General features: G+C 61.3%; 12 protein-coding genes. 8 read left to right on the top strand and 4 right to left on the bottom strand.

Going from position 1 to position 11608, the window contains the following annotated elements; all coding sequences use genetic code 11:
* Nucleotides 1-5 precede the first annotated feature (5 nt).
* Complete coding sequence (gene nuoN, locus QOL81_RS05845) at nt 6-1463, top strand: NADH-quinone oxidoreductase subunit NuoN (RefSeq protein WP_033635324.1); 1458 nt, start codon at nt 6-8, stop codon at nt 1461-1463.
* Between the two features lie 65 nt (nt 1464-1528).
* Here the strand turns inward: nuoN and QOL81_RS05840 are convergent, their stop codons facing one another.
* The 3 genes from QOL81_RS05840 to QOL81_RS05830 form a co-directional block, all read right to left on the bottom strand.
* Nucleotides 1529-1894 carry a helix-turn-helix domain-containing protein gene (locus QOL81_RS05840; RefSeq protein ID WP_072022352.1) on the bottom strand — a complete coding sequence of 122 codons (366 nt, stop codon included), beginning with the start codon at nt 1892-1894 and terminating at the stop codon, nt 1529-1531.
* An 18-nt stretch (nt 1895-1912) separates the two neighbouring features.
* The gene (locus tag QOL81_RS05835) at nt 1913-2173 is read right to left on the bottom strand and encodes a type II toxin-antitoxin system RelE family toxin (protein WP_033635320.1); all 261 of its coding nucleotides are present in this window, start codon (nt 2171-2173) and stop codon (nt 1913-1915) included.
* 125 nt (nt 2174-2298) lie between these two features.
* Entirely contained in the window at nt 2299-3174 is an 876-nt protein-coding gene (locus QOL81_RS05830) for a LysR family transcriptional regulator (protein WP_070915300.1), read from the bottom strand.
* A gap of 289 nt (nt 3175-3463) precedes the next feature.
* Between QOL81_RS05830 and QOL81_RS05825 the strand changes: the two genes are divergently transcribed.
* Together QOL81_RS05825 and QOL81_RS05820 are read left to right on the top strand one after the other, a co-directional pair.
* Nucleotides 3464-4699 carry an MFS transporter gene (locus tag QOL81_RS05825; RefSeq protein WP_070915302.1) on the top strand — a complete coding sequence of 412 codons (1236 nt, stop codon included), beginning with the start codon at nt 3464-3466 and terminating at the stop codon, nt 4697-4699.
* Between the two features lie 130 nt (nt 4700-4829).
* Complete coding sequence (locus tag QOL81_RS05820) at nt 4830-5339, top strand: DUF1097 domain-containing protein (protein ID WP_070915304.1); 510 nt, start codon at nt 4830-4832, stop codon at nt 5337-5339.
* On the opposite strand, the gene QOL81_RS05815 is transcribed toward QOL81_RS05820, so the two are convergent.
* Nucleotides 5319-6302, bottom strand: a complete 984-nt coding sequence (locus tag QOL81_RS05815) for a LacI family DNA-binding transcriptional regulator (protein ID WP_070915306.1) — start codon at nt 6300-6302, stop codon at nt 5319-5321. The two genes, QOL81_RS05820 and QOL81_RS05815, sit on opposite strands and share 21 nt — an antisense overlap.
* Nucleotides 6303-6570: 268 nt before the next feature.
* Here QOL81_RS05815 and idnO point away from each other — a divergent pair, with 268 nt between their 5' ends.
* The 5 genes from idnO to menH all read left to right on the top strand — a co-directional run bounded on the left by idnO (nt 6571) and on the right by menH (nt 11606).
* Nucleotides 6571-7335, top strand: coding sequence for a gluconate 5-dehydrogenase (idnO, locus tag QOL81_RS05810; RefSeq protein WP_070915307.1), 765 nt, complete (start codon nt 6571-6573; stop codon nt 7333-7335).
* Between the two features lie 22 nt (nt 7336-7357).
* A complete protein-coding gene (idnD, locus tag QOL81_RS05805) occupies nt 7358-8389 on the top strand; it encodes an L-idonate 5-dehydrogenase (protein WP_070915309.1) in 1032 nt (343 codons plus the stop codon).
* Between the two features lie 81 nt (nt 8390-8470).
* The gene (gene elaB / locus QOL81_RS05800) at nt 8471-8782 is read left to right on the top strand and encodes a stress response protein ElaB (protein WP_025160172.1); all 312 of its coding nucleotides are present in this window, start codon (nt 8471-8473) and stop codon (nt 8780-8782) included.
* Nucleotides 8783-9162: 380 nt separating this feature from the next.
* A complete protein-coding gene (gene menD, locus QOL81_RS05795) occupies nt 9163-10839 on the top strand; it encodes a 2-succinyl-5-enolpyruvyl-6-hydroxy-3-cyclohexene-1-carboxylic-acid synthase (RefSeq protein WP_070915311.1) in 1677 nt (558 codons plus the stop codon).
* Complete coding sequence (menH, locus tag QOL81_RS05790; RefSeq protein ID WP_060420066.1) at nt 10836-11606, top strand: 2-succinyl-6-hydroxy-2,4-cyclohexadiene-1-carboxylate synthase; 771 nt, start codon at nt 10836-10838, stop codon at nt 11604-11606. The genes menD and menH overlap by 4 nt, the downstream gene beginning before the upstream one ends.
* Nucleotides 11607-11608 lie beyond the last annotated feature (2 nt).

Here is an 11608-nt window from a genome sequence, read left to right as displayed (position 1 = left end):
TCGCCATGACAATAACTCCTCAACAACTGATCGCACTGCTGCCGCTGTTGATCGTCGGATTGACGGTGGTGGTTGTGATGCTAGGCATTGCGTGGCGACGCGACCACTTTATCAACGCCACCCTGACCGTGATCGGTCTCAACCTGGCGCTGCTTTCGCTGTACTTTGTCGGCCAGGCAGGCCCAATGGACGTCACCCCGCTGCTGCGGGTTGACGGTTACTCGATGTTCTACACCGGGCTGGTGCTGCTGGCGAGTCTGGCGACCTGCACCTTCGCGTATCCGTGGCTGGTCGGCTATCCGGATAACCGCGAAGAGTTCTACCTGCTGGTGCTGATCGCCGCCATGGGGGGCATCCTGCTGGCGAGCGCCAACCATCTGGCTTCGCTGTTCATCGGTATCGAGCTGATCTCGCTGCCGCTGTTCGGCCTGGTGGGCTACGCCTACCGCCAGAAGCGCCCGCTGGAAGCCGCCATCAAGTACATGCTGCTGTCCGCCGCCGCGTCGTCGTTCCTGCTGTTCGGCATGGCGCTGCTGTATGCCGAGTCCGGCGATCTGTCGCTGGCCGGCCTCGGCAAGAGCCTGCAGGAAAACATGATGCACCAGCCGCTGATCCTGGCCGGTATGGGCATGATGATCGTCGGTCTGGGCTTCAAGCTGTCGCTGGTGCCGTTCCAACTGTGGACGCCGGACGTGTATCAGGGCGCGCCTGCGCCGGTCTCGACCTTCCTGGCGACCGCCAGCAAGATCGCGATCTTCGCGGTCGTGATGCGTCTGTTCCTGTATGCCCCGGCCGCCGACAACGAAGCGCTGCGCATGGTGCTGTCGATCATCGCGTTCTGCTCTATCTTGTTCGGTAACCTGATGGCCATCAGCCAGACCAACATCAAGCGTCTGCTGGGCTACTCGTCGATCGCTCACCTGGGCTACCTGCTGGTGGCGCTGATTGCGGTGCAAACCCATCAGCTGTCGCTGGAAACCGCCGGCGTTTACCTGGCCGGTTACCTGTTCAGCAGCCTGGGCGCCTTCGGCGTGGTCAGCCTGATGTCCAGCCCGTACCGCGGCCCGGATGCGGATTCGCTGTTCTCTTACCGTGGTCTGTTCTGGCACAAGCCAATCTTGTCTGCGGTGATGACGGTGATGATGCTGTCCCTAGCCGGTATCCCGATGACGCTGGGCTTTATCGGTAAGTTCTTCGTGATCGCGATGGGCGTCAGCGCACACCTGTGGTGGCTGACCGGCGCAGTCGTGGTAGGCAGCGCCATCGGCCTGTACTACTACCTGCGCGTGACCGTCAGCCTGTTCCTCAGCGCGCCGGAATCGCTGCAGCGCGATACCCCGAACAACTGGGCGTTGACCGCCGGTGGCGTCGTGGTGCTGATCTCAGCCGCGCTGGTGCTGCTGTTGGGCGTCTATCCGCAGCCGCTGATTTCGCTGGTGCAGATGGCTCAGCCGACGTTCTGATAACGCTTCAGACGGTAAAAAGGTCGCTTCGGCGACCTTTTTTTATGTGCAGGGGAAAGAAGCTATTACAACGTCATTTGTGCCGGTTGGCAGCGATAGAGGACAGCCAGCTTTTCCCGGGTTTTCTTTTGTGGTTTTGAGTGAGGGGCTTCCCATTGGGAAACGGCGGATTGTGTCGTGCCCAATTTTTCCGCTACATCGTATTGCGAGAGGCCACGGAAAATTCGCCAAGCGGCAATCAAGCTGACGTCTTGATCCAGCATGATGGAAACGACTTCATGGGGGACGGTTTCATCATCATGCTTATCGGCATGGTAGGGAAGAGGCTCGTAGTCCTCTTGCTGTCTCACAAGCCTTTTATACTCATCGAGCGGCAATACCACATAGAGCGGCTGGCCGGAGTCATCATGGATATACTGTAACTTCGCCATTCGGCATACCTCTGACTTTCAATAAGTTGTCGATGTTCTGCGTTTTACCTGCTGAATCAGGCACACGACAGGTTCATCATCGACGATCTCAAAAATAATGCGGTAGTTCCCTGCGCGTAGACGGTACTGGTTATCGGTACCGTGCAGCTTTTTAATGTCCAGTCTGACGGTCGGGAAAGTGCCCAAGAGTTCAACCTTGTGCGCAATGGCCAACCGGTTCTGAGAAGGCAGTGTCATCAATTGTTTCAGTGCTTTACGTGACCAGCTGATCTTTGCCATTGTTCCCTCGGGCCGAATGCACGTCCTGTGCAGTGATTAGATAATAAGCTTTATATCTTATTATTTCAATCTTGGACGAAGAAGGATACGTGAGACATCAGCGATGTTTCTCCACGTGTCGGCACTCAACCGTAATGGGCGCTAAACGACGTTTCCAGCGCTTGTACCACCGCGCGCACGCGGGCGGCGCGTTGCAAATCGGGATGCAGCACCAGCCAGATATCCACCCAGTCTTTGTTCTCCGGGAGCAGGCGCACCAGCTCCGGGTCTTTGTCCGCCAAAAACGCGGAGAGCAGGCCGATGCCCAGCCCGTTGCGGGTGGCGGAGCGCAGCAGCAGCTGTGAATTGCATTGCAGCACGACGTTGGGCTCGTGCAGGGCCTCGCCGCAGAAATTGTTCCAGTGGCGCGGCACCAGCTCGCGCGGGAACATCAGCAGATCGTGGCCGCGCAGCTGCTCGCCCCTGACCGGCATGCCGCGCCGCGCCAAATAGTGCTGGGTGGCATACAGGCCCATTTCGATGGTGGCTAACCGTTTGATGATCAGCTCATCGTCATCGGGGCGGGCGCCGCGGATCGCCAGATCTGCGCCGTGGTAAGAAATATCGGCGATGTTGACCGCCGTCAGCAGCGTGACGGTGATGGCCGGATAGCGTTCCCGCAGATCTTGCAGTGCCGGTATCACGAAGGCTTCGGCCAGGGTGTCGGTGGTGGCGATGCGCACGTTGCCGCACAGGCTTTCGTCACCGCTGGCGGCTTTACGGTTGATCGCCTGCACCGCATTTTCCATCTTCATCACGTCCGCCAGCATTTCCTCCCCCAGCGGGCTGAGGGCGAAGGATTTCGGCGTGCGGATAAACAGCTTGGAGCCGAGCGCATCTTCGAAAGCGGACAGCCGTCGACCGACGGTCGCCTGATCGACATGCAGCTGGCTGGCGGCTTTGCGTAGCGTGCCGCAGCGCGCAACGGCCAAAAAGAAGCGCGCGTCGTCCCAATTCATCATGCCATTTCCTCTCTGCAGATTTGTCGGCGCCGTGGGGCACGGGCCGGTGCGGGCGAACGATAACGGTTTCTATCATAAAGTGTTGTTCCGCCCGGGGGGAGACAAAGACGGTTAACGGCCTGCACATCGGCGGTTATTTCTCCGGTGATGCAAGAATGCATCAGGGTGATTCATTCTTGACGATACTTCGCCCGTCGCCGTAACGCTATGATAAGCGCCGTTCCCGGCTCGTCGGGTGAGGAAAAACGTCGATGGCAGGCCGCCACCTGCCGACTTTGGGAGTTAAAGCATGTCAGAAAATACCGCCATCCAGGACACGGTGCCGAAAAACGCGCAGGCATCGCGCATGGGTATTCTATTGTTCCTGGCATTGGCACTGATGTCGGCATTGCTGAACAGCAGTGCGCCGACGCCGCTGTATCCGCTGTATCAGCAGCAGCTTGCGCTGAGCTCCGTCAGCCTGACCGTTGTTTACGGCGCTTACGCCGCCGGCGTGCTGATCGCTTTGTTCGGCGTCGGCAATCTGGCCGGCAAAGTGAAGGATTTGCGCAGCATGATCGTGCCGGCATTGCTGGTGGTGTTGAGCGGTGCGCTGCTGTTCGCGCGGGCTGATACCTTTGCCATGATGCTCATGGCGCGACTGTTAGCCGGGGTGGGCACCGGGGCATTGACCGGTGCGGCAAACATCGCGTTGGTGCGTTTTGGGTCACGAGACGGCGGTAAAAACGCCGCGCTGATCGCCACGTTGTCCTTTACCACAGGATTGGCGCTGGGCCCGATCTTCAGCGGCATCGCTTTGCAGACCGGTTTTCATCCCACGACGCTGCCGTTCGTTTTCATCATGGTCATTGCCGCCGTGGCTGCGTTGGGCGTGATGTTCTCGTGGCCGCGTGGCGTGGTTACGGCGCCGACCCATGCTGCGCCGGCTGCGACAGAAAAAAGCTCGCTGCTCGATGGCCTGCGCGCCACCGGCGGTAAATTCTATGTCTGTGCCGGGGCGCTGTTTATCTGTTGGGCCCTGGCCGCCAGCATTTTGGCTATCGGCCCCAGCGTGGCGGAAACGCTGTTAGGCCTGCACGCTCGAGGCGTCTTTGGCTATGCGATTGCGGTTTATCTGTTGATCGCCGGTATCAGCCAGATCCTGAGCCGCCGCCTTAACGCCCGCCATTCGCTGTTGTTCGGTTGCCTGGCGCAGGTGCTGGCGGCGGTGGTATTCGCCGTGGCGATCCAGTGGCATTCACTGTGGCTGGCGGCTGCGGGGCTGGTGGTGGCCGGCTATGCTTACGGCGCCATTTTCGTTGGCAGCGCGACCCTGGTAAACCTGATTTCGCCGCCGGCCAGCCATGCACGTTTGCTTTCGCTGTTTTACGTTATCGCTTATATCGCCAACTGGGTGCCTATCTTGCTGGGGATCGTGGTTGACCGTGTCGATCTACAGCAGGCAACCCATCTGCTGTTCCTGAGCAGCACCACGGTATGCCTGTTGTTGGCATGGATGACGGTACGTGCTGGGTTCCCACGTTAATAGTTTTGTGATTGAAGTCTCTTTTATTTAATTAATTATTCTTTAATTGCATTTATATTGTGATTTTAATCACATGAAATGACCGGCTTTCGGGTAAACTGCGCGCTTTCTTTTTGCCGCGGGTCACTTTATGAACGTTCTTTTCGCCATTGCCGTTACTACCGGGATCCTCTCCGGCGTGTGGGGCTGGGTTGCCGTCAGCCTGGGGCTGATCGGTTGGGCCGGTTTTCTCGGCTGCACGGCGTATTTCGCCTGCCCGCAGGGTGGGTTGAAAGGGCTGGTGATCGGCGCGTTGACCTGCTGCAGCGGTGTCTTCTGGGCAATGGCGATCATCCACGGCAGCGAACTGGCGCCGCAGTGGAATTTGCTGGGGTATCTGCTGACCGGCGTCGTGGCATTCCTGATGTGCATTCAGGCCAAACAGCAATGGCTGGGGTTTGTGCCCGGCACCTTTATCGGCGCCTGCGCGACCTTCGCCGGCGGCGGCGATTGGCCGCTGGTGACGCTTTCCCTGCTGGTGGGCCTGCTGTTCGGCTATGCGATGAAAAACAGCGGTCTGTGGTGGGCGGCGCGCAGCGAAAAAGCCCGCGCTACGCCGCCGATGGGCCCGAATGCCGGCTCAAACGGTGCCGCCGAGTGAGAGGCGGTAATGCAGATCGTGGCGCTCGGCGCAAGGTTCGCCCGCGATCCGCAACAGCAGCATTTCGGCGGCGGTTTTCCCCATGTCAAAGCGCGGCGTGATCACGCTGGCGATGCTCGGCGTGGTCGCCTGGCCAATATCCAGGCCGTGAAATCCCGATAACGCAACCTCCTGCGGCACGCGCACGCCAAGACGCAGGCAGGCCTGCAACACGCCCACCGCCAGATCGTCGTTGGTGCACAGGATTCCGTCGAGCTGCGGATAGCGCTCGCGCGCCATCGCCAGCATGTCGGCGCCGATCGACACCGAAGAGACCCGATGCGGCGCGATCTGACGCGGCATTTGCCCCTGAGCCGCCATGGCGCGGCAGTACCCCCGATAGCGTTTATTGTCGCGGGCGTCCGACATGGCGCCAAAGTAAACGATATGCCGTTTGCCGCTGGCGAGCAGCGCTTCGGTCATGTCATACCCCGCCTGTTCATTATCGAACCCCACCGCAATCCGCCCCGGCGGCGCGTCGAGATCCATCACCTGCGCGAGGGGGATTTTGGCGGCGCCGAGGTAGGTCTCTGCGCGCAAGGTATGCGCAGAATCGGTGAGGATCAGCCCGGCGATCGGGTAGCTCAACAGCTGCGCGATCTGCTCTTCTTCCCGTTGCGGGCTGTAATCGTAGTTCATCACCAGCGTTTGGTAACCCCGCGCTTGGGTAACGGATTCGATGCCGGCCAGCAGATCGGCGAAGATCTGGTTGTTGAAGGAGGGGACCAGCACGCCGAGACGCGGTTTTCTGCCGGCCTGTGCGGCATCGGCGCCGGTGACGTTCAGCTCCCGCATGACCTGCGCAATGCGTTCGGCGGTGTCGGCCGCCACTTTTTCCGGCGTGCGAAGGAAGCGGCTGACGGTCATTTTGGTCACGCCGGCCAATTGTGCGATGTCCTGTAGCGTAACGCGGGGGTGTTTCATTCGGTGGCCTTCACGGGCGGCGCGGCAAGGGCGGATAGCGGTATGTTAACAAATCGATTTGGCGATAACAATGAATGCGCCTCTATTGAAAATAGCCATTTTTCAATTGGATAGCTGATTTTTACCCGCGTGCTGCCTGCGTGAGATCACGTTAAGGGTAACAGGGTTTCGTAACATGATTTTCAGTGATTTCCATCACGTTTTTACCGGTAACAATCGGCTGAGATAGAGGCCTGTCCGATTGGAGGCCTGATGGCCGGGAATCACCATGAACAATCTGTTTTCACTGGATAACAAAATCGTCTTGATCACCGGCGCATCGCGCGGCATCGGTTTTCTGCTGGCACGCGGCCTGGCGCAGCAAGGCGCACATATTCTGGTCAACGCCACCACCGAAGAACATGCCCGGCACGCCGCCGAGCGCCTGCGCGAAGAGGGCCTGCGTGCCGATGCGGCGGCGTTCGACGTCACCGATTCCCAGGCGGTGCAGGCCGCCATCGGCCGTATCGAAGCGGATATCGGCGCGATTGACGTCTTGATCAACAACGCCGGCATCCAGCGCCGCCACCCGTTCACCGAGTTTCCGGAGCAAGACTGGGACGACATCATCGCCGTCAACCAGAAGGCGGTCTTCATTGTGTCGCAAACCGTGGCGCGTTACATGGTGCCGCGCCGGCGCGGCAAGATAGTCAACATCGGCTCGATGCAAAGCGAGCTGGGGCGGGACACCATCACCCCTTATGCGGCGTCCAAGGGGGCGGTGAAAATGCTGACGCGCGGCATGTGCGTGGAGCTGGCACGCTACAACATTCAGGTCAACGGCATTGCCCCAGGCTATTTCAAAACCGAGATGACGCAGGCGCTGGCCGACGATCCGGCCTTCACCGCCTGGCTGACCCAACGCACACCCGCCGCGCGCTGGGGCGATCCGCAGGAGCTGATCGGCGCGGCGGTGTTCCTGGCCGCCGACGCCTCCGCCTTCGTCAACGGGCAGCTGCTGTTTGTCGATGGCGGCATGTCGGCGGCGGTGTAACCTTTTTTCGTGGAGTCTTGAGATGAAAATTCAAACTCAGTCCTGTGTGGTCAATGGCAAACGAGACGTGGCGGTGATCGCGCAAGAAGTGGATTACCGGGGGCAGGGAACGCTGGTGAAAATCAGCCGCGGCGGCATCTGTGGTTCCGATCTGCATTACTTCCAGGAAGGCAAGGTCGGCAATTTTCAGGTGCGTCAGCCGATGGTGTTGGGCCATGAGGTGATCGGCGAGGTGGTCGCCAGCGATTCACCGCGGCTGCCGGTCGGGCAGAAGGTGGCGCTCAATCCCAGCAAACCCTGCGGGCAGTGCAAATACTGTCTGGCGCAGCAAAGCAATCAATGCGTCGAGATGCGTTTTTTCGGCAGCGCGATGTATTTTCCGCACGTTGACGGCGCTTTTACCCAATACAAAGTGGTGGATAGCGCGCAGTGTGTCCCTTACGGTGCCGATCGCGACGACAGGGTGATGGTGTTCGCCGAACCGCTGGCGGTGGCGATCCACGCAGCGAAGCAGCCCGGCGACGTGACGGGAAAAAAGGTCTTCGTGTCCGGCGTCGGCCCGATCGGCTGCCTGTTGGTGGCGGCGCTGAAAGCGCTGGGCGCCGCCGAGATTGTCTGTGCCGATCTCAGCCCGCGCTGCCTGGCGATCGCCAGGCAAATGGGGGCCGATCGGTGCCTGCATGCCGCGGACGACGATGTTAGCGATTATCAGCAGGACAAGGGGTATTTCGACGTCGCCTTCGAAGTGGCGGGGCATCCGCAGTCGCTGCAGCGCTGTCTGGAGATCACCCGCGCCAAAGGCACCGTGGTGCAGGTGGGCATGGGCGGCAGCTTCCCCGATTTCCCGCTGATGTTGTTGATCGCCAAGGAGTTGAACCTGCTCGGATCCTTCCGCTTCGTGGCGGAGTTTGCGCTGGCGGTGGCGTGGCTGGCCGACGGCGTGGTCGATCCGCTGCCGTTGCTGTCGGCGGAGTTCGCCAGCGGGCAGCTGGCGCAGGCGCTGGAGTTTGCCGGCGATAAGCGCCAGGCCGCCAAGGTGCAATTGGTGTTTTAGGGTAAAAGTCCGATGGCCGCAGGCGGCGATCCTTGTCTATAGTGTAGGAACGCTTAATTTTTCAACCACGGAGATCTCACGATGGCAAGACATACGGATGCTGAGCAAACTACGCTGGATGACGATCTGAGAATGCTGACCGAGACGCTGGAAGAAGTGCTGCAATACACCGGCGATCGCGCGGATCAGGCTTACGTCGACATCAAGTCGCACGCCGAGCAGGCGCTGAGTGAGGTCAAGGCGCGCTGGGCGAACACCGGTGAATCCTACTACGCGCGCGCCAAAGAAGCGGTACATCGCACCGACGACTACGTGCGGGATAAACCCTGGCACAGCGTAGGTATCGGCGCCACCGTTGGGCTGGTGCTGGGGCTGCTGCTGGCCCGTAAATAAATGACGGCATCGGGGCGGCGCAGGCCGCCTCGTGCTTTTCTGCAGACTGTGTTGTTCATCTCGCTGTTTCCCCGCTGGCTTTCCCTTATCCCGCCTATACTTCCCGCTAGCCGTCGTCGGAGCGCCTCTATTTCCCTTGTTTTTGTATGGACGGATTGAGCCAGCGTCGCCGCAAGTGTAAAGTATTTGTGTTTTTATTGTTTATTTTTTGTTCTAAATCAAATAATTATCTGGTGTAAACACCCAGGGATATACGGCGTTCTTGCGCTGGCGCAAAAGCCGTGAAAATAACACCTCATATAATACAGAGCGTAACTACAGGCGCGGCGTCCGTCGGCTGCGCCGGAGACGATCTCTGCTAACTGACTTGTGAGCGAACTATGTCGACAAGTGTTTTTAATCGCCGGTGGGCGGCTGTGCTGCTCGAGGCGCTGGCCCGCCATGGGGTACGGCATGTTTGTATCGCTCCGGGATCGCGCTCCACGCCGCTGACGCTGGCCGCTGCGGCCAACCGATCGTTTATCTGTCATACCCATTTTGATGAGCGCGGGCTCGGCCATCTGGCGCTTGGGCTGGCGAAGGCGGCGCGTGAGCCGGTGGCGGTGATCGTCACGTCCGGCACCGCGGCGGCCAACCTTTATCCCGCGTTGATCGAAGCTGGCCTGACCGGTGAGCGGCTGGTGTTTCTCACCGCCGATCGGCCGCCGGAGTTGATCGACTGCGGCGCCAATCAGGCGATCCGTCAAAGCGGCCTCTACAGCAGCCACCCGACGCTGGCGATCGATCTGCCGCGTCCTACGCCGGATATTCCGGCCGCGTGGCTGGCCTCCAGCGTCGACAGCGCGATGGCGCGCCTGCAGCACGGCGCTTTGCACATCAACTGCCCGTTCGCCGAGCCGCTGTACGGCGGCGACGAACGTCACTATGCCGATTGGTCCGCCGCGCTGGGCGACTGGTGGCAGAGCGATCGCCCGTGGTTGCAGGAAAGCGAGACGCATGCGGCGCCATTGCCGCAGCCGGACTGGTTCTTCTGGCGGCAGAAACGCGGCGTGGTGCTGGCCGGGCGCATGAGCGCGCAAGAGGGCGCTCAGGTGGCCGAATGGGCCGCAACGCTGGGCTGGCCGCTGATCGGCGACGTGCTGTCGCAGACCGGGCAACCGCTGCCCTGCGCCGATTTGTGGCTCGCTCACCCGCAGGCGCAGCGCGTACTGCAAGATGCGCAACTGGTGGTGCAGTTCGGCGGCTGCCTGACCGGCAAACGCCTGCTGCAGTGGCAGGCGCAGTGCCGGCCGGAAGAGTATTGGGTCATCGACGAGCTGCCGGGGCGGCTCGATCCGGCCCAGCACCGGGGGCGGCGCCTGCGCGCCGGCGTGGCGCAGTGGTTGGCGCAGCACCCGGCACAGCCGCGCGCGCCGTGGGCCGCCGGGCTGGCCGCGCTGGCGGATAAGGCGCTGACGGCGGCATCCACGCATCTGCACGATAACTTTGGCGAAGCGCAGCTGGCGCATCGCCTGCCGGAACTGCTGCCGGAGAACGGCCAGCTGTTTCTCGGCAACAGCCTGGTGGTGCGACTGATTGACGCGTTAACGCCATTGCCCGTCGCCTACCCGGTATTCAGCAACCGCGGCGCCAGCGGTATCGACGGCCTGGTCTCCACCGCCGCCGGCGTGCAGCGCGCTACCGCCAGGCCGACGTTGGCGGTGGTGGGCGATCTTTCCGCTCTGTATGACCTCAATGCGCTGGCGCTGCTGCGCCAGAGCTCGGCGCCGACGGTGTTGATCGTCGTCAACAACAACGGCGGCCAAATTTTCTCGCTGCTGCCGACGCCGGAAGAGGATCGTCAGCGCTTTTACTGCATGCCGCAGAACGTAGAGTTCAGCCACGCGGCGGCGATGTTCCAGCTGGGTTACGCGCGGCCGGAGAACTGGAGCCAGCTGCAACAGGCGGTTGAACAAGGCTGGCGGCGCAGCGGTGCCACGCTTATCGAACTGCAGGTGCCGCCGAGCGCGGGGGCCGAAAGCCTGCAATACCTGGTGCAACAGATGGCGGTGCAATGATGCTGGCGACGCGAATTTTGCAACAGGGCGAAGCGGGCCGCCCGTGGCTGGTGTGGCTGCATGGCCTGCTCGGCAACAACAATGAATGGCGGGTGATCGCCGCACGCTGCCCGGAATGGCCGTCGCTGGCCATCGATCTGCCCGGCCACGGCGATTCCGTGGCGGTGAGCTGCCACGGCTTCGACGACATCAGCGCGCAGATTGCCGCCACGCTGCAGCTGCGCAATATCGAACGCTATTGGCTGGTGGGCTACTCGCTCGGCGGGCGCATCGCCATGTATCACGCCTGCCACGGCCGCCATGCCGGCCTGCAGGGGGTGATCGTCGAGGGCGGCAACCCGGGGCTGGAGGACGAAGAGCAGCGCCGCCGGCGCTGCGAACAGGATGCGCTGTGGGCGGCGCGTTTTCGCAGTGAGCCGATCGCCGAGGTCCTGGCGGACTGGTATCAGCAGCCGGTGTTCAAAGAGCTTAGCCACGTGCACCGCCAGGCGCTGATCGCCGCACGCTCGGTCAACAGCGGCCCGGCGATCGCCGACATGCTCGAAGCCACGTCGCTCGGGCGGCAGCCCTATCTGGCGCCGCAGCTGCGCCAACTGAGCGTGCCGCTGCAGGTGCTGTGCGGTGAGAACGACCCCAAATTTCAACGGCTGGCGCGCGACGCCGGGTTGCCGTTGCGCATCGTGCCGCAGGCCGGGCACAACGCGCATCTGGCCAATCCGCAGGATTTCGTCGCCGAGCTGCAGACCTTTCTCGTTAACCCTGGTTAAAG

This window comes from Serratia sp. CC22-02 (assembly GCF_900182895.1).
GTDB classification, from domain to species: Bacteria; Pseudomonadota; Gammaproteobacteria; order Enterobacterales; family Enterobacteriaceae; genus Serratia; species Serratia nevei.
This window is presented reverse-complemented; position numbering and strand designations above follow the sequence as displayed.